This window comes from Microbacterium sp. W1-4-2 (assembly GCF_058349885.2).
The window spans coordinates 210386-231771 of sequence record NZ_JBYRJC020000003.1; the positions used below are offsets into that span (position 1 = coordinate 210386).

Annotated in this window: 20 protein-coding genes; 11 read left to right on the forward strand and 9 right to left on the reverse strand. The window is 69.7% G+C overall.

Going from position 1 to position 21386, the window contains the following annotated elements:
- The first annotated feature begins 125 nt into the window (after positions 1-125).
- The gene (locus AC3RX0_RS13620) at positions 126-983 is read left to right on the forward strand and encodes a sunset domain-containing protein (protein WP_491506533.1); all 858 of its coding nucleotides are present in this window, start codon (positions 126-128) and stop codon (positions 981-983) included.
- 8 nt (positions 984-991) lie between these two features.
- Here the strand turns inward: AC3RX0_RS13620 and gnd are convergent, their stop codons facing one another.
- From gnd to AC3RX0_RS13645, 5 genes are all read right to left on the reverse strand, one after another.
- The gene (gene gnd / locus AC3RX0_RS13625; protein ID WP_491506534.1) at positions 992-2050 is read right to left on the reverse strand and encodes a phosphogluconate dehydrogenase (NAD(+)-dependent, decarboxylating); all 1059 of its coding nucleotides are present in this window, start codon (positions 2048-2050) and stop codon (positions 992-994) included.
- 49 nt (positions 2051-2099) lie between these two features.
- Positions 2100-3182 carry a DNA glycosylase AlkZ-like family protein gene (locus AC3RX0_RS13630; protein WP_491506535.1) on the reverse strand — a complete coding sequence of 361 codons (1083 nt, stop codon included), beginning with the start codon at positions 3180-3182 and terminating at the stop codon, positions 2100-2102.
- A 65-nt stretch (positions 3183-3247) separates the two neighbouring features.
- Positions 3248-3775 carry a GNAT family N-acetyltransferase gene (locus AC3RX0_RS13635; protein ID WP_491506536.1) on the reverse strand — a complete coding sequence of 176 codons (528 nt, stop codon included), beginning with the start codon at positions 3773-3775 and terminating at the stop codon, positions 3248-3250.
- Complete coding sequence (gene msrA / locus AC3RX0_RS13640) at positions 3772-4311, reverse strand: peptide-methionine (S)-S-oxide reductase MsrA (RefSeq protein ID WP_491506537.1); 540 nt, start codon at positions 4309-4311, stop codon at positions 3772-3774. The genes AC3RX0_RS13635 and msrA overlap by 4 nt, the downstream gene beginning before the upstream one ends.
- A 62-nt stretch (positions 4312-4373) precedes the next feature.
- Entirely contained in the window at positions 4374-5876 is a 1503-nt protein-coding gene (locus tag AC3RX0_RS13645; protein ID WP_491506538.1) for a glyceraldehyde-3-phosphate dehydrogenase, read from the reverse strand.
- A gap of 150 nt (positions 5877-6026) precedes the next feature.
- Between AC3RX0_RS13645 and AC3RX0_RS13650 the strand changes: the two genes are divergently transcribed.
- From AC3RX0_RS13650 to AC3RX0_RS13660, 3 genes are all read left to right on the forward strand, one after another.
- On the forward strand, positions 6027-6404 hold the full coding sequence (locus AC3RX0_RS13650; RefSeq protein WP_491506539.1) for a DUF3054 domain-containing protein: 378 nt from the start codon (positions 6027-6029) through the stop codon (positions 6402-6404).
- 45 nt (positions 6405-6449) lie between these two features.
- Positions 6450-7484 (forward strand): LLM class flavin-dependent oxidoreductase, encoded by a 1035-nt coding sequence (locus AC3RX0_RS13655; protein WP_491506540.1) that lies wholly within the window; start codon positions 6450-6452, stop codon positions 7482-7484.
- Between the two features lie 117 nt (positions 7485-7601).
- Positions 7602-9218: an HAD family acid phosphatase gene (locus AC3RX0_RS13660; RefSeq protein ID WP_491506541.1), complete on the forward strand. Its 1617-nt coding sequence runs from the start codon at positions 7602-7604 to the stop codon at positions 9216-9218.
- A gap of 12 nt (positions 9219-9230) precedes the next feature.
- Here the strand turns inward: AC3RX0_RS13660 and AC3RX0_RS13665 are convergent, their stop codons facing one another.
- Positions 9231-9701: an SRPBCC family protein gene (locus tag AC3RX0_RS13665; RefSeq protein ID WP_491506542.1), complete on the reverse strand. Its 471-nt coding sequence runs from the start codon at positions 9699-9701 to the stop codon at positions 9231-9233.
- Positions 9702-9717: 16 nt separating this feature from the next.
- On the opposite strand from AC3RX0_RS13665, the gene AC3RX0_RS13670 reads away from it, so the two are divergent.
- From AC3RX0_RS13670 to AC3RX0_RS13680, 3 genes are read left to right on the forward strand one after another with little or no spacing between them, the layout of a single operon-like run.
- Entirely contained in the window at positions 9718-10041 is a 324-nt protein-coding gene (locus AC3RX0_RS13670; protein WP_498165987.1) for an ArsR/SmtB family transcription factor, read from the forward strand.
- Positions 10042-10087: 46 nt separating this feature from the next.
- The gene (locus AC3RX0_RS13675; RefSeq protein WP_491506544.1) at positions 10088-10693 is read left to right on the forward strand and encodes a helix-turn-helix transcriptional regulator; all 606 of its coding nucleotides are present in this window, start codon (positions 10088-10090) and stop codon (positions 10691-10693) included.
- Between the two features lie 43 nt (positions 10694-10736).
- A complete protein-coding gene (locus AC3RX0_RS13680) occupies positions 10737-11288 on the forward strand; it encodes a GNAT family N-acetyltransferase (RefSeq protein ID WP_491506545.1) in 552 nt (183 codons plus the stop codon).
- A gap of 19 nt (positions 11289-11307) precedes the next feature.
- Here AC3RX0_RS13680 and AC3RX0_RS13685 read toward each other — a convergent pair whose 3' ends face one another.
- The 3 genes from AC3RX0_RS13685 to AC3RX0_RS13695 are packed head-to-tail and all read right to left on the reverse strand — an operon-like array spanning position 11308 to position 14257.
- Positions 11308-11916 (reverse strand): GNAT family N-acetyltransferase, encoded by a 609-nt coding sequence (locus tag AC3RX0_RS13685; RefSeq protein ID WP_491506546.1) that lies wholly within the window; start codon positions 11914-11916, stop codon positions 11308-11310.
- 30 nt (positions 11917-11946) lie between these two features.
- Entirely contained in the window at positions 11947-12993 is a 1047-nt protein-coding gene (gene moaA, locus AC3RX0_RS13690; RefSeq protein WP_491506547.1) for a GTP 3',8-cyclase MoaA, read from the reverse strand.
- A gap of 34 nt (positions 12994-13027) precedes the next feature.
- Entirely contained in the window at positions 13028-14257 is a 1230-nt protein-coding gene (locus tag AC3RX0_RS13695; RefSeq protein ID WP_491506548.1) for an MFS transporter, read from the reverse strand.
- Positions 14258-14470: 213 nt separating this feature from the next.
- On the opposite strand from AC3RX0_RS13695, the gene AC3RX0_RS13700 reads away from it, so the two are divergent.
- The 4 genes from AC3RX0_RS13700 to narI are packed head-to-tail and all read left to right on the forward strand — an operon-like array spanning position 14471 to position 21340.
- On the forward strand, positions 14471-18202 hold the full coding sequence (locus AC3RX0_RS13700) for a nitrate reductase subunit alpha (RefSeq protein WP_491506549.1): 3732 nt from the start codon (positions 14471-14473) through the stop codon (positions 18200-18202).
- On the forward strand, positions 18199-19845 hold the full coding sequence (gene narH, locus AC3RX0_RS13705) for a nitrate reductase subunit beta (protein WP_491506550.1): 1647 nt from the start codon (positions 18199-18201) through the stop codon (positions 19843-19845). Before AC3RX0_RS13700 ends, narH begins: the two co-directional genes overlap by 4 nt.
- Positions 19845-20582 (forward strand): nitrate reductase molybdenum cofactor assembly chaperone, encoded by a 738-nt coding sequence (narJ, locus tag AC3RX0_RS13710; protein WP_491506551.1) that lies wholly within the window; start codon positions 19845-19847, stop codon positions 20580-20582. Before narH ends, narJ begins: the two co-directional genes overlap by 1 nt.
- Complete coding sequence (gene narI / locus AC3RX0_RS13715; RefSeq protein WP_491506552.1) at positions 20579-21340, forward strand: respiratory nitrate reductase subunit gamma; 762 nt, start codon at positions 20579-20581, stop codon at positions 21338-21340. Before narJ ends, narI begins: the two co-directional genes overlap by 4 nt.
- Positions 21341-21386 lie beyond the last annotated feature (46 nt).

Sequence of the window (21386 nt, forward strand, 5' to 3'; positions counted from 1 at the left end):
CGTGCCGACAGCGGGCTGGGCCGCAGTCGGCGCCGCTGCATCCGGCTCTTCAGCGAATGCAGCACACTCGCGCACGCCACGGCGCAGCACAGCGTCGGACGACGAGAATCGGGGAACACATCGACATGGCCAGATCACGCCTCCTCGCTGGCGCCGGCATCGCATTGGCGGCCGTGCTCGCCGGCGGCGCGCTCGCAGCGGCGCCCGCCTTCGCGATCGGATCCGCCCTGCCCACCGCCGCCCGCGCGGCTCCTGCCACCACGGTGGTCATCGCGGCCCGGACCCCCACTGTGGGCGCTCCGTGGATCTCGGGCGCGCCGGTCGCCGGAGGAGTCCTCACCGCGAAGCCCGGCCGCTGGACGACGGGGACGACATTCCGCTACCAGTGGTATGCGAACGGCGCCGCCATCAAGGGGGCCACACGTGCGACGATCACGCTCACGACCGCACAGCGCGACAAGCGGATCACGCTGCGGGTGACCGGCACGAAGGCGGGCTACACGACGAAGTCCGCCCTGTCGCGCGCGACCCTCAAGGTCGCCGTGGCGCCGCGCCCTTCGGTCTCGGGAACGATCCGGGTCGGCAGTACGCTTGGCGTCCGCCGAGGAATCTGGAGCACCAGCACGGTCTTCACCTACCAGTGGTACGCCAATGGCAAGGCATTGAGCGGAGCCACGAAGTCGTCGTACCGGGTGCCCACCGGCCTCGTTGCCAAGAAGCTCACCGTCAAGGTCACCGGCAAGAAGGCCGGGTACCCGACGGTGGCGCGCACGTCGCCCGCCACGGCGGCTGTGCCGTATCCGAGCCGCACCGCACCCGTCTCACTGTGGAACTGCCCCTCGTGGGCGCCGATCAAGGGCAACGCGAGCTCGATGATCTACCACATGCCAGGCCAGCGCTACTACACCAGGACGCAGCCCGAGGAATGCTTCCGTACCGAGGCCGCCGCCGTGGCAGCGCATTACCGCAAGGCGAAGGTCTAGCCGCCGCCCTACTCCCGGGCGTCGGCCTTGCGTCCGCCGGCTTCGAGCACGTCGCCGGCGGGCAGTTCCTTGTGTCCACCGAACTGCAGGCGCATCGCCGACAGCAGCTGGTTCGCATAGTGATCTTCGTCGCGCGAGGCAAAGCGCTCGAACAGGGCCGAGGCCAGCACCGGCGCGGGAACGCCCACGTCGACGGCGGCCTTGACCGTCCAGCGACCCTCGCCCGAGTCCGAGACCCGGCCAGCCAGGCCCTCCAGGTCGTGGTTGTCCTCCAGCGCGGCCGCGGTCAGATCCAGCAGCCACGACGAGATGACCGATCCGCGGCGCCACAGCTCGGCGACCTTGGGCGTGTCGATCGTGAACTTGTAGTACTCGGGCTCTTCCAGAGGGGCGATCTCGGCGGAGTGCTCGGCCTCGCGGGCACCGGCATCCGCGTTGTGCAGGATGTTGAGCCCTTCGGCCAGCGCCGCCATGATGCCGTACTCGATGCCGTTGTGCACCATCTTCACGAAGTGACCGGCGCCGCTTGGTCCGCAGTGCAGATACCCGAGCTCTTCGGGCGCGTAGTCGCCGGTGCGGCCGGGCGTGCGCTCGATCTCGCCCGCGCCGGGCGCGATCGTGCGGAAGATGGGCTCCAGGCGCTGCACCGCGGCATCCGGTCCCCCGACCATCAGGCAGTAGCCGCGCTCGAGACCGAACACACCACCGCTGGTGCCGGCGTCGATGTAGTCGATGCCGTGATCGGCGAGGGCGGCGGCCCGGCGAACGTCGTCGCGGTAGTTCGAGTTGCCGCCGTCGATGATCGCATCGCCCGTCTCGAAGACGTCGGCCAGCTGATCGACCACCTTTCCGGTGATGGATGCCGGGACCATGACCCACGCGGCACGCGGCGCCTGGAGCTTGGCCGCGAGATCCTCGAGACTCTCGGCACCCGTCGCGCCTTCCGCGACGAGGGCGGCGACGGCGTCGGTGTTCGTGTCGAACACGACGCACTCATGGCCGTCGCGCTGCAACCGCCGCACGATGTTCGCGCCCATCCGGCCGAGGCCGATCATTCCCAGTTGCATATCCGTTCCTCCCCGCCCGCGATCGCCGGCCCTTCGGAGTCTAGGCCGGTCAGCGCAGCCCGACCACGGGCGCCCCGAGCCACTCCCCCAGCTCGTCGAGCTCGGCGCGCAGCATGTCGTACTCCTCGAGCTCGAACGGCAGCTGCTCGTGCACGGCGTTGACCCGCAGCACGCCCTCCTTCTTGTCGAACTCGGCGTCGAGCTGCCCCATGAACCGGTCGCCCATCAGGATCGGGTGGGCGAAGTAGCCGTGCACACGCTCGGCCTTTGGCTTGAACTGCTCGAGCACGTAGTCGAATTCGAAGAGCTCCCGCAGCCGCGGTCGATCGAAGAGCATGGCATCGTACGGATTGAGGATCGCGACCCGGCCGTCGATCTCGTCGTCCGCCCGGGCCAGCGCCTCGGGATCGACACGCCACTTCCACTTCGAGCCCTCGACGCGCGCCGGTTCGCCGGCGTCGCCGACGCGCGACCACGGCGAGTTCTGCTTGGTGATGCCGGCTGCCTGCAGGCGCCGCTCCGCAAGCAACCGCTCCGCCTCGTCGTCGGGGTATTCGGGCAGGTCCTGCGGGAACACGCGCTCCGCGACATCCCACACCCGGCGCCGTCCCTGTCGTCCCGAGACCGCCACGACGCCCTGACGCGAGAGCGCCTCGAGCATGCGCGGCACCTGGTTCGGCCCGTACCAGCCGTCGGACGAGTCGCGCACTGCCGTCGCCGTGTCGGGGATCTGGTCGGCGAGCATCGGTCCTTCGGCGCGCAGCCGTGCGATCACGTCCTTGCGGAACGCGTCGTTCGCCTCGAGCCACTGCCGCTGCTTGTCGTACTGCGGGTACCGTCGCATCGCCGGGCGCAGCAGCGGCAGGAGGCTCATCGGCCGGTACGTGCCGTCGAATTCGAACAGCAGCCGGTCGTCCTCGACCGCTTTGCGCAGCTGGCCGGTCTCGTATGACCAGCCGATGCGCGACCACAGCGTCGTGTGCTCGCACGGGGCGATCACCGCGGTGGGGTCGATCTTGATCGTGCCGAGCTGCTCGGCCACCTCGACGACGTCTCCGGGACGATCGGCGTCGAGCAGCTGAGCGCGCACGACGATGCGACAGGCCTGGTCGCGGCTCAGTTCATGCACCACCTGCACGACGGTAGCGGCAGGGTCCGACATCCGGAAGACGACGGCGGGAAGAGGATGCCGCGGACCTACTGAAGGCGAGCGGCCATGGCATCCAGCTGCGCGCCGACCAGGCGCTGCGTCGTCCACTCGTCCATGGGCGCAGCTCCGATCGAGCGATAGAACCCGATCGACGGCGCGTTCCAGTCCAGCACCGTCCATTCCAGCCGCGTGTAGCCGCGGTCGACGCACAGGGCGGCGAGCTGCGCGATGAGCGCCGTGCCGTACCCGCCGCCGCGCTCGGACTCATAGACGAAGAGGTCCTCGAGCCAGATGCCGTGCCGACCGGTCCACGTCGAATAGGTCAGGAACCACAGCGCGATCCCGACGATGCGCCCGTCGCGCTCGACGATGTGCGCGAACGCGTGCGGGTCGTCGCCGAACAGCGTCTCGGCGAGCATCTCGGGGGTGTTCGCCACGGCGTCCGGCTCGCGCTCGTACACGGCGAGCGCCTGGATGCACGCGAGGATGCCGGGCTCGTCGCCGGCGCGGGCCGGGCGCAGGATCGCCCCGTCGGCGAGGACCCGCACGGACTGCTGAGCGGGGATCGTGCTCACGCGGTGGCCGCGCGCTTGGGCAGCACCCAGCCGGCGCGGGGGAAGTGGCAGGTGTAGCCGTCGGGGTAGCGCACGAGGTAGTCCTGGTGCTCGGGCTCGGCCTCCCAGAACGGCCCTGCCGGTTCGATCGTCGTGACGGCCTTGCCCGGCCACAGGCCCGACGCGTCGACGTCGGCGATGGTGTCGCGGGCGACCTCTTCCTGCTCGGAGGTGAGCGGGAAGATCGCCGACCGGTAGCTCGTGCCGATGTCGTTGCCCTGACGGTTCAGCGTGGACGGGTCGTGGATCTGGAAGAAGAAGGCCAGGATGTCGCGGTACGTCGTCTGCGCCGGGTCGAACACGATCTCCACCGCCTCGGCGTGGCCGGGGTGGTTGCGGTAGGTGGCGTGGTCGTTCGTGCCCCCGGTGTAGCCGACGCGCGTGTCGAGCACGCCGGGCTGGCGGCGGATGAGGTCTTCCATCCCCCAGAAGCAGCCGCCGGCCAGGACCGCGGTCTCGGTGCCGGGGGTGCGGGTGATGCTGCCGTCGTCGGTCATGATGCTCCTCGGTCTGGTGACGTCACGTCCCATTCTCCCCCGCGTCCCGACCACCGGGCCCGTCAGGCCTGGACGGGTTCGAGCGTCACACCCCCGCGGACGGTCTCGAGCGTCACGTCCAGGCGCTGGGGAAGCACGGTCGGGTGCGTGCCCGCCATCTGCTCGATGACGCGCACCACCTGGCAGCTGTAGCCGAACTCGTTGTCGTACCAGACATAGACGACGGCGTTCTCACCGTCGGCGATCGTCGCCAGGCCGTCCACGATGCCGGCACGGTGCGAGCCGACGAAGTCGGTCGAGACGACCTCGGGCGACTCGATGTAGTCGATCTGCTGGCGCAGCTTCGAGTGCAGCGAGACCGCACGCAGGTAGCCGTTGAGCTCGTCGCGCGCGGCCGGGCGCTCGAACGTGAGGTTCAGGATCGCCAGCGACACGTCGGGGGTGGGCACGCGGATCGCACTGCCGGTGAGCTTGCCCGCCAGCTCCGGCAGGGCCTTCGCGACGGCCTTGGCGGCCCCGGTCTCGGTGATCACCATGTTCAGCGCCGCCGAACGGCCGCGGCGGCTGCCCTTGTGGAAGTTGTCGATCAGGTTCTGGTCGTTCGTGTACGAGTGCACGGTCTCGACGTGGCCGCGGACGATCCCGTACGCCTCGTCGAGGGCGGCGAGCACCGGGGTGATCGCGTTGGTGGTGCAGGATGCCGCGGACAGCACGCGATCGGACGGCTCGATGTCGCCGTGGTTGATGCCGTGCACGATGTTCTTGACGTCCCCCTTGCCCGGGGCGGTCAGCAGCACGCGCGACACGCCCTTCGCCTTCAGGTGCTGCTCGAGCCCCTCGCGGTCGCGCCAGCGCCCGGTGTTGTCGACGACGATCGCGTCGTGGATGCCATAGGCCTCGTAGTCGACCGTGGCCGGGTCGTTCGAGTAGATGACCTGGATGAGTGTGCCGTTGGCGAGGATCGTGTTGTTGTCGGTGTCGACCGTGAGCGTGCCGGCGAAGGGGCCGTGCACGGAGTCGCGTCGCAGCAGGCTCGCGCGCTTCTCGAGGTCGTCCTCGCTGCCCTGGCGCACGACGATCGCGCGCAGGCGCAGGCCGGACTCGCTGCCGGCGTGCGAGATGAGCAGGCGGGCGAGCAGGCGCCCGATGCGTCCGAAGCCGTACAGCACGACGTCCTTCGGCGTGGGCTCGGCCGAGTCGTCGGACGTGAGGATGTCGGCCAGCTCGCCGCGCAGGAACTCCACCAGGCTCAGTCCGTCGCCGCGCTGCATATACGCGTCCGACAGGCGCGCGATGTCGAGCGACGCGGGGCCGGGTCGCAGCACCGTGAGGGCGTCGAGCACGGCGGTCGAGGCATCCAGGCTCATCTCGTCCGCCCCCGCCTGACGCGCGAACTTGTGCGCCTTGATCAGGTCGATCGAGCTGAGGCCGATGAGCCGGCGACCGTGGATGGAGGTCACCACCCCGCGGTTGCGGTACAGACCGCCCACCAGCGGAATCAGGCGCTCTGCCTGCTCCTCACGGGCTATCCATGCACGGCGTTCGTTGTCGACCGGACTGTTCACAGCGCTCCTTCGCGTACGGGCTCGAGACCTGCGGATGACGGGGAAGGCGCGCCGAGGCGCACCGAAAGTGAGGGATCACCTGCGATTCTAACGGGCCTTGAATACCGCTTTCTGTATGCCTGCCAGGATGGAACGGTCGAAAGGAGCCCCGTGTCGTCCACACGCCGTGTCACCTGGTCGATCGTGCTCGATGTCGTGGTCGTCATCGTGTTCGCCGTCGTCGGCCGTGCCAGCCATCACGAGGCCCTCTCCCCGGCCGGGATCGCGACGACGGTGTGGCCGTTCCTGGCGGGTCTGGCGATCGGCTGGATCGTCTCGCGTGCCTGGCGGGCACCGCTGCGGCCGGTGCGCACCGGCGTGCCGGTGTGGATCGTCACTCTCGTGGCCGGCATGCTGCTGCGCGTCGTGAGCGGCCAGGGCACCGCCGTGCCGTTCATCATCGTCGCCGCGGTCTTTCTGCTGATCACTCTCGTCGGCTGGCGCCTGATCGCGCGCCTGGTGCGGCGACGCCGCCGATTGCCGCGCTAGTCCATTCACCGGAATAGGCCCGGCGCGAGTACGGTTGCAGACACCATGCAGCGCTTCGGGACTCTCTCGTTCGGCCACTACGGACCCCTCGGCGGCGGGCGCGAGCTCACCGCCCGCGACTCGATGCACCAGGCCATCGACCTCGCCCAGGGGATGGACGAGCTGGGGGTGGACGGCACGTACTTCCGCGTCCACCATTTCGCCCGCCAGCAGTCCTCCCCCATCCCGCTGCTGGCCGCGATCGCCGCGAAGACCGAGCGCATCGAGGTCGGCACCGGCGTCATCGACATGCGCTACGAGAACCCGCTGTACCTGGCCGAGGAGGCCGCCGCGCTCGACCTGATCAGCGATGGCCGACTCGCCCTGGGCGTGAGCCGCGGCTCACCCGAGTCCGTCGTGCGCGGCTACGAGACGTTCGGCTACACGGGGTCGGAGGACCCGCGCGGCGCCGACATCGCCCGCGAGCACTTCGCGACGTTCCTGCGCGCGATCGAGGGCGAGGGCCTGGCCGAACGCGACCCGAGCTCGCCGTTCGGCGGCGGCACCGGCCTGCAGCGCGTCGAACCGCACTCCGAGGGACTGCGCTCGCGCATCTGGTGGGGCGCGGGCAACCGCGACAGCGCCGAATGGGCCGGCCGCATCGGGGTGAACCTGATGTCGTCGACCCTGCTCACCGAGGATCGCGGCATCCCGTTCGACCTGCTGCAGGCCGAGCAGCTCGACGCGTTCCGCACCGCCTGGCGCGAAGCCGGCCACCCCGGCGAGCCGCGCACGTCGGTGAGCCGCTCGATCTTCCCGCTGATCACGGCGCAGGACCACATGTACTTCGGGCACAGTCGCGAAGGCGAGGGCGTCGGCTACATCGACGGCCTGCGTTCCACCTTCGGCAAGACGTACGCGGCCGAGCCCGACGAGCTCGTCGAGCAGTTGAGGCAGGATGCCGCGGTCCAGGCGGCCGACACCCTCATGCTGACGATCCCCAGCCAGTTGGGCGTCGCCTTCAACCTGCACATCATCGAGGCGTTCGCGACGCACGTGGCGCCGGCGCTCGGATGGCGGCCGACGACGGCGAAGGCCTGAGCCGGCAGAGGAGAGAATCCTCATCCAGGCGTGCCGCGAGCGGCCTTTCGCGGGAGTCGCGCACGGGTCTAGGGTGACGGACGGCTGAACGTCCATCCGCCCGAAAGCGAGTCAACGATGATCCGTACACGCCGCCTGGCCGCCGTCTGTCTCACCGCCGCCCTCACCGCGGCGCTGTCCGTCGCCGGGGCGACCACGGCCCAGGCCCATCCACAGGGGGGCAGTCCCGGCGACCTGTCGCCGCGCACGCACTTCACGATGGCCGCCGACGGCTCGAGCGGCCTGACCCAGGGTGGCGAAGGCATCCCGAACATCGACGTCGTGAAGAAGACCATCGCGACGTACTACGGCGACCCCGGAACGGGCCTGGCGAACGAGACGTCCTCGCCGTACATCTCCGAGATGACGAAGATCACGGCGCGGGTGAAGGCGAAGCTGGCGTCGTACTACAAGGCCTCGGCGCGCACCGGCAAGACGCCGGCGATCGTCGTCGATACCGACGACACCATGCTCATGACGTACGACATGGAAGTCGCCGACATGCACTTCGTGTTCGACCCCGCCGAACAGGACGTCTGGGTCAAAGGCGAGAAGTTCCCGGCGACCCCGGGCATGGTCGGCCTCGTGAACACCGCCCGCAAGCTGGGCTTCGCCGTGATCGGCATCACCGGCCGCAGTGCCGACCAGAAGCCCGCCCCGATCGCGAATGTGACCAAGGTCGGCTACACGGGCTTCACGGCCGACAACTATTACACGAAGTGGGCGGCGGGCGCCCAGCCGTCGTACATCACGTGCGCGACCGCGAAGTGCAGCACGGTCGAGTTCAAGGCTCTGACCCGAAAGCACCTCGAGAACGACTTGGGCTACGACATCGCCGTGAACATCGGCGACCAGTGGTCCGACCTGCAGGGCGGTTTCGCCGACCACGACGTGAAGCTGCCGAACCCGACCTACTACCTGCCCTCGCCCGATCTGCCGGGCGTGGACGAACCGAAGCTGACCCCGCGTACGCAGTTCCAGCTGAAGGCGGACGGCTCGAGCGGCCTCACGCAGGGCGGTGAAGGCATCCCGAACATCGACATCGTCAAGAAGACCATCGCGACCTACTACGGCGACTCCGGGACGGGCCTGGCGAACACCGACTCCTCGCCGTACATCTCCGAGATGACGGCGCTGCTGAACCGTCGCGTGCCGGCGATCGCCGCCGAGTGCCAGAAGCTCTCGGCCAGGGGCGAGAAGCCGGCGATCGTGCTCGACGCCGACGACACGACGCTGTGGACGTACGACATGGAGGTCGCCGACATGCACTTCGTGTTCAATCCGCAGACGCAGAACGACGACTGGGTGCAGCCCGAGCGGTTCCCGGCGACCCCGGGCATGGTCGCGGCGACGAACACGATCCGGGATGCCGGGTGCACGATGATCGGTCTCACCGGCCGCGGCGCCGACCAGAAGCAGGCCACCCTCGGCAATCTCGCGAAGTACTACACGGGCTTCACTCCCGAGAACTACTACACGAAGTGGGCGGCCGGCCAGCAGCCGTCGTACATCACGTGCGCGACCGCCAAGTGCACCACGATCGAGTACAAGTCGCAGACGCGGGCGTACGTCGAGACGCCGGCCGGCGGCGGCTACCGGATCGTCGCGAACGTCGGCGACCAGTACAGCGACCTCATCGGCAAGCACGCCGACCAGATCGTGAAGCTGCCGAACCCGACGTATTACCTGCCGTAGGGCGGCCCCGCTTCACGCGTAGAATCCCTCGCGCAGGTTGACGCCGTGCTCGACCCACGCCTTGAGCGCGGCGAGCATCCCGGTCCAGCCCTCGCAGTTGCCGAACGCGCTGCGCGCCCCTTCGGGCGTGACCCGCCATGACGACTCGGTGATCGTCACGAGGGTGCGCGCGCCGTCGTCGACGGGTTCGAACTCGAACGTCGTGGTGGTGCGCCCGTCGGCCGCGGTGACCGCGTCGCCGCCCCAGCGGATCACGATGCGCCGCGAGGGCTCGGCCTCGATGACGTCGATCGGGAACCGGCCCGGAAAGTCGTGGAAGTCCCACGTGACGTCCGCACCCGCCTCGATCCGCCCCCGCGCTCCCCCGGTCGTGAAGTAGTGCGACAGCTGCTCGGGATCGGCCACGGCCTCGTAGACCTCGGCCGGGGGCCGCGCGACGCGTCCCGACACGGTGAACGCCAGTTCCTTCAGTTCGCTAGACATGTTGTATTTTTACAACATGATGGATGCCTCGCACAAGCCGTCGGACGACGACCTCGTCTTCAAGGCACTCGCCTCGCCCGTGCGCCGCCGCATCCTCGATGCGCTGAAGGAGTCGCCGCGCACGACCGGCGCGCTGTGCGATCTGTTCGGCGACCTCGATCGCACGACGGTGCTGCAGCATCTGCGGGTGCTCGAATCGGCCGAGCTCGTCACCGGACGCAAGGTCGGGCGCGAACGTCATCTGGCGCTCGCGCCCCTGCCGATCAAGCGCATCCACGACCGGTGGATCGACGGCTACACCCGCGCGGCGGTCGAGCTGCTCGCCCGCCTCGACGGCTGAGCGCAACGCGTCCCGCGCACAGATCCGGGCCGGTCATAATGGAGCCATGGCCACGGGCTACAGCGCGATCTCGAGCTACTCGCGAGTGCAGATCCTGCATCTGCTGCAGACCAGACCCGCCCGCACGATCGCCGAGCTGAGCGCGGCGACGGGATTGCACGCGAACACCGTCCGCGAGCATCTGCAGCGGCTCATCGAGTCGGGGTACGTCGTGCCCGAGACCGAGCATCGGGCCACGCGCGGGCGTCCGCGCATGCTCTACAGCGCGGTAGCCGGACCCGGCGCGCCGCCCAGTCCCGTCGCGCAGCGCAAGGTGCGGGACGCCGCGGCCCGCGGCGACCTGATGCGGCGGGTCATGCCGTGGACCGAGTCGGGACTGCCCGACGACGCCCAGCACCAGCTCGACGCCCTGGTCGAGGACCTGCAGGAGGCCGGGTTCGACCCGGTCGTCGACGAGGAGCAGCTGACCGTCGACCTCACGCCGTGCGCGTATGCGCAGTCGCAGGGCCGGCACCGCGACGTGCTGTGCGGCGTGCACGTGGGCCTCATGCAGGGCGTGCTCGCCGAGGCGGGCGGGCCGCTCGAGGTCGAGGGGCTGCTGCCGACGTGCGACCCCGCGCAGTGCCACGTGCAGCTGACCATGCCGTCCTGATGCAGGCTCCGTGCACCGGGCGTGTCTCGGGTAGCGTCGAGGCATGACGGTGACGGTCAGGCGTGCGACGGCGGCCGACGCCCGCGCGATCGCCACGATCCGGGTGACCTCGTGGCGCACGGCCTATCTCGGCCTCATCCCGCCGGTGCTGCTGGAGCGCCTCGACATCGAACACGAGGCGCAGCTGCGCGCGCTGCACTGGGACGAGCGCCACGCCGACCCGCGCACGACCGACTTCGTGGCATATGACGGCGACCATCCGGTCGGCTGGGCGGCCGTCGGCCCCTGTCGCGACGACGACGGGCCGCACCGCGGCGAGCTGTACGCGCTGTACGCGCTGCCCGACCGCTGGTCGACCGGTGTCGGTCACGCGCTCATGGGCGCCGCCGAGCAGGCCCTGCGCGACGCGCGGTTCGCCGACGCGTCGCTGTGGGTGCTGGACGGCAACGCTCGCGCCGCCGGTTTCTACGAGCGGCACGGCTGGCGTGAGGACGGCGTCGTGAAGGACGACGAGCGGATCGTGGGCACCACCGGAGCGCCACCGCTGCGCGAGCGACGGCGGCTGCGCGACCTGGCCGAGGCGATCAGTCACTGATCAGTCAGTCACTGATCAGTCAGTCACTGCTCAGACGCATGCCGAACGACCGCCCGCCGTCGTCCGACGGCAGCCGATCGAACCCGACCCGCGGATAGAACGCCGCCGCGCCGGCGTTGTCGACCGAGGCCGACAGGTGGACGCCTTCGACGCCGAGCTCGCGCAGCCGCTCGGCGAGCGCCGCGATCAGGCGACGACCCCATCCCTGCCCCTGCAGCTCGGGCAGCAGATCGATGTGCAGGTGCGCCGGGTAGCCCTGCGCCTGAAAGCCGCTCGGTTCGCGCCCGCGCCCCGCGGCATAGCCGAGGATGTCGGCCTCGCGGGCCGAGGCGGCCGCGGGCACGGGCCAGCGGGCTGCATACGACGGCCACCATTGGTCGGCGAACCACCGCTCGAACGCGTCGGTATCGGGTGCGCACACGATGTAGCCGGCCACGCGTGCGTCGTCCGTTTCGACGACGAACGCGGTATCGGGGTGGTGCTGCGCGTACGGCCACGCGAAGATCGCGGCCCAGATGTCGTCGTCGGAGAGCAGGCCGGTCGCATCCGCCCCGGCATCGGCCGTGCGCACGCAGATCTCACCGAGCGCGGGTTCGTCTCCCGGACGGAAGGGACGGATGCGGGTCACGTGAGCGAGCCTAGCCAGGCGCGCGAGGGCTCAGCCGCCGATGTACGACATCTCGACGTGATCGCGGGGCGCGGTCGCCTGCGAGCGCAGCTCGGAGTACCGGTCGTCCCGCACCGCCCAGATGCCGGCGAGCGCGTCGCGCACAGCCGCGTCGTCGGACCCGTCGTCGGGCACCGAGCGCAGCAGCGCGCGCAGGTCATGGCCGCGCGCGGCGAACAGACAGGTGAACAGCTTGCCGTCGGCCGAGATCCGCGCCCGTGTGCAGGCGCCGCAGAACGGCGCGGTCACGCTCGAGATCGCGCCGATCTCGCCGGCGCCGTCGACGTACCGCCAGCGGGTCGCCGTCTCGCTCGCATACGCGGGCGGCACAGGCTCCAGGGGGTGCACGGCCGAGATGCGTTCGATCACCTCGGCCGAGGGCACGACCTCGGCGAGGTTCCAGCCGTTGGTGGTGCCGACGTCCATGAACTCGATGAACCGCACCGTCACGCCGGTGCCGCGGAAGTGCTCGGCGACCGACACGATGTCGTGGTCGTTCACACCGCGCTTGACGACGGTGTTGACCTTGACGGGGAAGCCCTCGTCGCGGGCGGCGCGAATGCCCTCGAGCACCCGCGCGACGGGGAAGTCGATGTCGTTCATGGCCCGGAACGTCGCGTCGTCGAGCGAGTCGAGCGAGACCGTGACGCGATTCAGGCCGGCCTCGCGCAGAGCGGCGGCCTTGTGCGCGAGCGCAGACCCGTTCGTGGTCAGGGCGATGTCGAGCGGGGTGCCGTCCGGTGTCGGCAGAGCCGCCAGCATGCGGACCAGCTCTTCGATGTCGCGGCGCAGCAGCGGTTCGCCGCCGGTGAGGCGCAGCTTGCGCACGCCCAGGGCGATGCCCGCGCGGGCCACGCGTGTGATCTCTTCGAACGAGAGCAGCAGCCCACGGGGCAGGAACTCGTGGTCGCGGCCGAAGATCTCCTTGGGCATGCAGTACACGCAGCGGAAGTTGCACCGATCGGTCACCGAGATCCGCAGATCGTGCAGCGCGCGTCCGTGCGCATCCCCTATCGCCTGCAACCGCTCTGCTGCCATACCCCCACCGTAGTCATCGCGCGGGGGTGACGGGTCATTTCGCGGCACGGGCATCGCGCAGCATGCCGGCGACCACGAGCGCGCCGGCGCCGACGAGCACCAGCAGCCACAGCCCGAGCCAGTACGAATTCGTCTCGGCGTGATACGTGGCACCCATCACGAGCGGTGGGAAGTATCCGCCGAGGCCCCCTGCCGCCGCGACGACCCCGGTGACCGCTCCGACCTTGTCGGGAGGCGTAGAAGGGCCGACCCACGCGAAGACCCCGCCCATGCCGAGTCCCATCGCCGCCGCCATGAACAGGAACACGACGCCGGTGACGATCCCCTCCGGCGGCTGCTGCCCGACGATGTAGGCGGTTCCGACGATGCCCGCCAGCGACACCAGCGAGACGAGCTTGGGCCCGAGCCGGTCGGCCAGCATGCCGCCGATCGGCCGCGCGATGACGGCCGCCACCGCGAACATGGCCGTACGGGTGCCCGCCCCGACCGGGTCGACCTCGTGCGGATAGATCGTCATCAGATACTTCGGCAGATACGTCGAGAAGGCGACGAACCCGCCGAAGACGATCGCATAGAGGAAGGCCATCTGCCAGGTCACGGGCAGCTTCAGCGCGCCGACGACCTTCGGCACGAGGGGCTGGCGGCTCGGCGTCCACACCGGCGAGTCGCGCATCACGACCCAGACCACGAGCGCCGTCAGGACCATGAGCCCCGCCACCAGCAGGTGCGTCGGCAGGTAGCCGATCCATCGCAGCAGCCGCGGGGTGAAGAACGCGGCCACGGCCGTGCCGATCATCCCCATGCCGAACACGCCGTTCGCGAAGCCCCGGCGCGCGGGTGCGAACCAGGCGCTGGCGAACGGCACGCCGGCGGCGAAGATCGTGCCCGGCACTCCGAGCAGGAACGCCGCCACCAGCAGCAGCGGGTAACTGCCGATCGAGCCGGCCAGCGCGACCAGCAGTACTGCGGGAACGCCCGCCAGCAGCACCAGGGCGAACACCCTGCGCCCGCCGAGGCGATCGGCCAGCGCCCCGACCACGATGCGCCCGAGGGCGCCGACGAGCACCGGCATGGCCAGCAGCAGCGAGACCTGCCCCTGGTTGAGGGCCATCTGCTGCGTGTACAGGTTCTGCAGCGGGGCGATCACCATCCACGCCCAGAACCCGACCGTCGAGGCGAGGGTCGCGAGGATCACCTGGCCGAGGGCGCCGCGCAGCTGCACCGAGGTCGCCGTGGCCGGAGCGGATCCCTGCGTGGGGGTCATGACGACTCCTCTCATATGGCGCCCACAGTAGCCAGGACACCGGGCGAAGTCACCCGATCGCACCGTTTTTATTCGTTCGCCGCCTTGGCGTCACGGCCGTCGACGTCGCGTGATTTTCCACGGGAGAGCAACCGATTAAACACGGCTCGGCCTCTGGCATCCTCTGCGGGCCCGGCACATACTGGGGGTACTCGTGAGGCTGGAGGAGATGGAATGACCCCCGACATCCGCACCGCGACGCCCGCCACCGACGGGCCGCTTGCCGACACGCTGCTGGAGCTGAGCAAGTTCATCCGTCCGGGTGAGGTCTCGGCCGATCTGCGCACGCTCTTCCTCGAGGGCGGCCGCGACGGCGACGTGTTCTACCGCGACCGGTGGTCGCACGACAAGGTGGTGCGCTCCACGCACGGCGTGAACTGCACGGGATCGTGCTCATGGAAGGTGTACGTCAAGGACGGCATCATCACCTGGGAGACCCAGCAGACCGATTACCCGTCGGTGGGGCCGGACTCCCCCGAGTACGAGCCGCGCGGCTGCCCCCGCGGCGCCGCCTTCAGCTGGTACACGTACTCGCCGACGCGCGTGCGATACCCCTACATCCGCGACACCCTCCTGCAGCTGTACCGCCAGGCGAAGCAGCAGTTCCCCGACCCCGTCGAAGCGTGGGAGGCGATCGTCGAAAGCCCCGAGGCATCCACCGCGTACAAGAGCGCGCGCGGCAAAGGCGGACTCGTGCGCGCGACGTGGGACGAGGCCGTCGAGATCACCGCGGCCGCACACGTGTACACGGTGAAGAAGTACGGACCCGACCGCGTCGCCGGCTTCTCGCCCATCCCGGCGATGTCGATGATCTCGCACGGCTCCGGCTCGCGGTTCATGAACCTGCTGGGCGGCACGATGCTGTCGTTCTACGACTGGTACGCCGACCTGCCGGTCGCCAGCCCCCAGGTGTTCGGCGACCAGACCGACGTGCCCGAGTCCGCCGACTGGTGGAACGCCGCGTACCTCATCATGTGGGGGTCGAACGTCCCCATCACCCGCACCCCCGACGCCCACTTCATGACCGAGGCGCGCTATCGCGGGCAGAAGGTCATCGTCGTCTCGCCCGACTACACCGACAACACGAAGTTCGCCGACGAGTGGGCCTCGCCGCACCCCGGCACGGACGCCGCCCTCGCGATCGCGATGGGGCACGTCATCCTGACCGAGCACTTCGTGCAGGGGCGCACGGCACGGTTCGAGGACTACATGCGCCGCTACACCGACGCCCCGTATCTCGTGACGCTCGAGCGCAACGGCGACCGGCTGGTGCCCGGCAAGTTCGTCACGGCATCGGACCTCGGCCCATCGGATTCGGGACAGGATGCCGCAGCCGCCCACGCCGCGTTCAAACCTGTTGTGCTCGACGCGGCCGGAGAGGTCGTCGTGCCGAACGGCTCGCTCGGGCACCGCTTCTCGCCCGAGGACCAAGGCCGGTGGAACCTCGACCTCGGCGACGTCGTGCCGCCGCTGTCGATCGCCGACCTCGCCGATTGGGACGGGGCGAGCGCCGAGATCGCGCTGCCCCGGTTCGACGTCGCGCCCGAGGCCGGGCACGAGCACGCCGGCGGCGCGGGCGTTGTCGCCCGCGGGGTGCCGGTGCGCGAGGTCGCGGGTCACACCGTCACGACCGTGTTCGACCTGATGCTCGCCCGGTACGGCGTCGGCCGCGACGGGCTGCCCGGCGAATGGCCCGCCGGCTACGACGACGCCTCGACGCCGGGCACTCCCGCCTGGCAGGAGGAGATCACGTCGGTGCCGGCCGAGCAGGCCACCCGCATGGGCCGCGAGTTCGCCGACAACGCCGAACGCAGCGGCGGCCGGTCGATGATCCTCATGGGCGCGGGCACGAACCACTGGTTCCACTCCGACACGATCTATCGCACGTTCCTGGCCCTCACGATGATGACCGGCTGCCAGGGGGTCAACGGCGGCGGCTGGGCGCACTACGTCGGGCAGGAGAAGGTGCGCCCCCTCACCGGCTACAACCAGTACGCGGGCGCGGCCGACTGGGTGCGCCCGCCGCGACAGGCGATCGGCACCGCGTTCTGGTACCTGGCCACCGATCAGTGGCGCTACGACGGGCTGCCGGCGAACCAGCTGGCCTCGGCACTGGCACGCGGCACGTTCGACGGACGCACCACGGCCGACTGCCTCGTCGAGTCGGTCAAGCGCGGGTGGATGCCGAGCTATCCGACGTTCGCACGCAACCCGCTGGATCTGTGCGACGAGGCCGAGGCGCTCGGCAAAGAGCCCGCGCAGCACGTCGTGGACAGCCTGAACGACGGTTCGCTGCACTACGCGTGCGAGGACCCGGACGCGCCCGAGAACTTCCCCCGCGTCATCACGATGTGGCGCGCGAATGTGCTGGGCTCGTCGGGCAAGGGCAACGAGTACTTCCTGAAGCACCTGCTGGGCACGGATGCCTCGATCCGCGTGGGCGAGGCGGCCGAGGGATCGCGCCCGCGCGACATCCGGTGGCGCGAGGACGCCCCGATCGGCAAGCTCGACCTGCTGGTGACCAGCGACTTCCGCATGACCTCGACGACCCTGTTCAGCGACATCGTGCTGCCGACGGCCACCTGGTACGAGAAGTACGACCTGTCGTCGACCGACATGCACCCGTTCGTGCACTCGTTCACCCCGGCGATCGACCCGCCGTGGCAGACGCGCACCGACTTCGAGACCTTCAAGATGCTGGCCGAGCGCTTCAGTCAGATGGCGCGCACGCACCTGGGCGTGCGGCGCGACATCGTGGCGGCGCCGCTGCAGCACGACACGCCGGATGCGCTGGCCACTCCGCACGGCGCCGTCCAGGATCTGCCGCTCAAGCCCGGCGTCACGATGGCCAAGCTCATCGTCGTCGAGCGCGACTACCCCGCGCTGGCCGAGCAGTGGAAGTCGCTGGGCCCGCTGACCGAGAAGGCCGGCATGACCACGAAGGGCATCACGTACCGGCCCGACCGCGAGATCGCCACGCTCAAGCAGCTCAACGGCGTGGTCGACGCCGGCCCCATGGTCGGACGCGTGCGCCTGGACACCGACAAGCGCGCCTGCGAGATGGTGCTCGCGTTCTCGGGCACGACGAACGGACGCCTCGCGGTGCAGGGCTTCGAGCAGCTCGAGGCTCAGACCGGGCAGAAGATGGCGTTCCTCGCCGAGGAGCACGCGGGCTCGCGGATCACGTTCAGCGACGTGCAGATACAGCCGCGCAGCGTCATCACGTCGCCGGAGTGGTCGGGGTCCGAGCACGGCGGCCGGCGCTACACCGCGTTCGCCGTGAACGTCGAGCAGCTCAAGCCCTGGCACACCCTGACCGGCCGGCAGCACTTCTTCCTCGACCACGACTGGATGGAGGAGCTCGGCGAGAACATGCCGATCTACCGGCCGCCGCTGGACATGCACCGCCTGTTCGGCGACGCGGTGCCGGGGACGGCATCGGGAGCCGAGGTCAACGTGCGGTACCTGACGCCGCACTCGAAGTGGTCGATCCACTCCGAGTACCAGGACAACCTGTTCATGCTGTCGCTGTCGCGCGGCGGACCCACGATCTGGATGAGCGTCGAGGACGCGGCCAAGATCGGGGTGCGCGACAACGAGTGGATCGAGTCATACAACCGCAACGGCGTCGTGGTCGCCCGCGCGATCGTGTCGCACCGCATGCCCGAGGGCACCGTGTACATGTACCACGCGAAGGACCGCACGGTCGACGTCCCGTTGAGCGAGACCAGCGGCCGCCGCGGGGGCATCCACAACTCGCTGACCCGCATCCTGCTCAAGCCGAGCCACCTCATCGGCGGCTACGCGCAGCTGGCGTGGGCGTTCAACTATCTCGGCCCCACCGGCAATCAGCGCGATGAGGTCACCACGATCCGCCGGCGCAGCCAGGAGGTGCAGTACCGATGAAGGTCATGGCGCAGATGTCGATGGTGATGAACCTCGACAAGTGCATCGGATGCCACACCTGCTCGGTGACGTGCAAGCAGGCCTGGACGAACCGGACCGGCGTCGAATACGTGTGGTTCAACAACGTCGAGACCCGTCCGGGCGTCGGCTACCCGCGCACGTACGAGGACCAGGAGAAGTGGGGCGGCGGCTGGGTGCGCACCAAGCGCGGCCGCCTGAAGCTGCGCAGCGGCGGGCGCCTGAGCAAGCTCGCGCACATCTTCTCGAACCCGTACCTGCCCGAGATCGACGACTACTACGAGCCGTGGACGTACGACTACGACATGCTGCTGAACTCCCCCGCCGGGGAGCACACGCCGGTCGCGCGGCCCAAGAGCCTGCTCACCGGCAAGGACATGAAGATCTCGTGGTCGGCGAACTGGGACGACGACCTCGGCGGCTCCGCCGAGACCATGCAGGACGACCCGATCCTGCGCAAGATGAGCGAGCAGGTGCACGCCGAGTTCGAGCAGGCGTTCATGTTCTACCTGCCGCGCATCTGCGAGCACTGCCTCAACCCGTCGTGCGTGGCGTCGTGCCCTTCCGGCGCGATGTACAAGCGCGCCGAGGACGGCATCGTGCTCGTCGACCAGGACAAGTGCCGCGGCTGGCGCATGTGCGTGTCGGGCTGCCCCTATAAGAAGGTCTACTTCAACCACAAGACCGGCAAGGCCGAGAAGTGCACGCTGTGCTACCCGCGCATCGAGGTGGGCCTGCCGACCGTGTGCTCCGAGACCTGCGTCGGACGCCTGCGCTACCTCGGTCTGGTGCTGTACGACGTGGACCGGGTCGCGGAGGCCGCGAGCGTCGAAGACGAGCACGAGCTGCTGGACGCGCAGCGCAGCGTCATCCTCGACCCGTTCGACCCCGCCGTCGTCGAGGCGGCCCGCCGCGACGGCATCCCCGAGGACTGGATCGAGGCGGCGCAGAACAGCCCGATCCACAAGCTCATCTCGCAGTACAAGGTCGCGTTGCCGCTGCACCCCGAGTACCGCACGATGCCGATGGTCTGGTACATCCCGCCGCTGTCGCCGGTGGTCGATGTGGTCACCGGGTCGGGCAACGACGGCGAGGACGCGCGCACCCTGTTCGCCGCGATCGACAAGCTGCGCATCCCGATCTCGTACCTGGCCGAGCTGTTCACGGCCGGCGATGTCAAGCCGGTCGACGAGTCGCTGCGCAAGCTCGCCGCGATGCGCTCGTACATGAGGGGGATCAACCTGGCCGACGAGCGCGACGAGTCGATCGCGACGGCGGTGGGCATGACCGGTGCCGAGATCGAGCAGATGTACCGGCTGCTGGCGATCGCCAAGTACAACGACCGCTACGTGATCCCGGCCGCCCACGCCGAACAGGCGCGGGAGCTCGAGGAGCTCGCGTGCTCGCTGGACTACGAGGGCGGGCCGGGCATGGGCGGTGCCGGTCCGTTCGGCACGTCCAGCGGGCACCCGCTGCCGGTCGCGGTGGAGAACTTCCACGCCCTGTCGACCCGGCAGACCTCCGATCGGGCGTCGAGGCCGAGCCCCGGCCGGGTGAACCTGCTGAACTGGGACGGCAACGGGGCTCCCGAGGGACTGTTCCCACCGAAGGACGAGGACGCCTGATGCTGCTCGCCGCCCGCCTTCGCGCCACCGCACGCCGTACGCTGCCGCCGCGGCTCGATGCCCTGACGCTCGGCCGCGAGCAGCGGCAACGCGTGCACATGGCCGCGGCCGTTCTGCTGGACTACCCCGACGCGGCGTGGTTCGCGAAGCTGCCGACCGTGCGGGCCCTGGTCGCCCCGCTGCCGGACGAGCTGCGCACGCCCCTGGGGCGGTTCATGGATGCCGCAGCCCGGGCCGCTGCGGCCGATCCGACGTCCCGCGCCTGGGAGCGGCTGTACGTCACGACGTTCGACCTGAAGCGCAAGTGCAGCCTGTACCTGACGTACTTCGCCACCGGCGACACCCGCAAGCGCGGGACGGCGCTGGTGACGATCCTCGAGGCGTACCGCGCCGCGGGATGGGAGTTCGACGCCGCCGAGCTGCCGGACTATCTGCCCGCCGTGCTGGAGTTCTCAGCGATGAGCGATTCCGAGATCGCCGGCGCGCTGCTGTCGAGCCACCGCGAGGGCATCGAGGTGCTGCGCGCGGCGCTCGAGGGCATGGACAGCCCGTGGGCGGACGTCGCCCGCGCGGTGACGCTGTCGCTGCCGCCGATCGACGAGGCCACGCGTGAACGCTACCTCGACCTCATCAGCGAAGGACCGCCGACCGAGACGGTGGGCCTGAGCTTCTTGGGCAATCTGCCGCCGTACTCGGCGCGCTCCGGCTCGGCTCCGAATGCGAGGGAGGACGCATGAACCCCCTGTCCATGCTGCTGTGGGTGGCCCTGCCGTACGCGGGCATCGCGGTGTTCGTCGTGGGCCACATCTGGCGCTACCGCTACGACAAGTTCGGCTGGACCACCCGCTCGAGCCAGTCGTACGAGAACCGCCTGCTGCGGTGGGGCTCGCCGATGTTCCACTTCGGCATCCTGTGCGTGCTGGTGGGCCACGCGGTCGGCCTGCTCGTCCCCCGCGAATGGCTGTACGCGATCGGCATCGACGAGCACATGTACCATCTGGGCGCGACGATCCTCGGCACGGCGGCGGCCGTGCTCACCCTGATCGGGCTCGCGATCCTGATCTACCGCCGTCGCACGGTCGGACCGGTGTTCCTGGCCACGACCACGATGGACAAGGTCATGTACGTGCTCCTCGCGCTCACGCTCGTGTTCGGGACGCTCGCCACGTTCATCTACCAGCTGTTCGGCCCCGGGTACGAGTACCGCGCGACGATCGGACCGTGGGTGCGCAGCATCCTGCTGTTCCAGCCGCAGCCCGAGCTCATGGACGGCGCGCCCCTCATGTTCCAGCTGCACGCCCTGACGGCGACGCTCCTGTTCATCCTGTGGCCGTTCACGCGGCTCGTGCACGTGTTCTCGGCGCCGGTGCAGTACCTGTTCCGGCCCTACATCGTGTACCGCTCCCGCGAAGAGCACCGCAGCGGCGCCCGCCCGACCCGCCGTGGCTGGGACCCGGTCGCAGCGCCGAACCCGGAGCGGCTGCGCCGCCCGTGACGACGAGAGACGGCACCCGGCTTCGTGCCGGGTGCCGTCTCTGGTC

What these genes read in the sequence shown, in the direction of transcription:
- AC3RX0_RS13675 (WP_491506544.1), top strand. Translation starts at nt 10,088, where the DNA reads ATGGCCACGGGCTACAGCGCGATCTCGAGCTACTCGCGAGTGCAGATC.
- msrA (WP_491506537.1), bottom strand. Translation starts at nt 4,311, where the DNA reads ATGACCGACGACGGCAGCATCACCCGCACCCCCGGCACCGAGACCGCG.
- AC3RX0_RS13670 (WP_498165987.1), top strand. Translation starts at nt 9,718, where the DNA reads ATGATGGATGCCTCGCACAAGCCGTCGGACGACGACCTCGTCTTCAAG.
- AC3RX0_RS13660 (WP_491506541.1), top strand. Translation starts at nt 7,602, where the DNA reads ATGATCCGTACACGCCGCCTGGCCGCCGTCTGTCTCACCGCCGCCCTC.
- AC3RX0_RS13680 (WP_491506545.1), top strand. Translation starts at nt 10,737, where the DNA reads ATGACGGTGACGGTCAGGCGTGCGACGGCGGCCGACGCCCGCGCGATC.
- narJ (WP_491506551.1), top strand. Translation starts at nt 19,845, where the DNA reads ATGCTGCTCGCCGCCCGCCTTCGCGCCACCGCACGCCGTACGCTGCCG.
- AC3RX0_RS13620 (WP_491506533.1), top strand. Translation starts at nt 126, where the DNA reads ATGGCCAGATCACGCCTCCTCGCTGGCGCCGGCATCGCATTGGCGGCC.
- AC3RX0_RS13665 (WP_491506542.1), bottom strand. Translation starts at nt 9,701, where the DNA reads ATGTCTAGCGAACTGAAGGAACTGGCGTTCACCGTGTCGGGACGCGTC.
- AC3RX0_RS13695 (WP_491506548.1), bottom strand. Translation starts at nt 14,257, where the DNA reads ATGACCCCCACGCAGGGATCCGCTCCGGCCACGGCGACCTCGGTGCAG.
- AC3RX0_RS13700 (WP_491506549.1), top strand. Translation starts at nt 14,471, where the DNA reads ATGACCCCCGACATCCGCACCGCGACGCCCGCCACCGACGGGCCGCTT.
- moaA (WP_491506547.1), bottom strand. Translation starts at nt 12,993, where the DNA reads ATGGCAGCAGAGCGGTTGCAGGCGATAGGGGATGCGCACGGACGCGCG.
- gnd (WP_491506534.1), bottom strand. Translation starts at nt 2,050, where the DNA reads ATGCAACTGGGAATGATCGGCCTCGGCCGGATGGGCGCGAACATCGTG.
- AC3RX0_RS13655 (WP_491506540.1), top strand. Translation starts at nt 6,450, where the DNA reads ATGCAGCGCTTCGGGACTCTCTCGTTCGGCCACTACGGACCCCTCGGC.
- narH (WP_491506550.1), top strand. Translation starts at nt 18,199, where the DNA reads ATGAAGGTCATGGCGCAGATGTCGATGGTGATGAACCTCGACAAGTGC.
- narI (WP_491506552.1), top strand. Translation starts at nt 20,579, where the DNA reads ATGAACCCCCTGTCCATGCTGCTGTGGGTGGCCCTGCCGTACGCGGGC.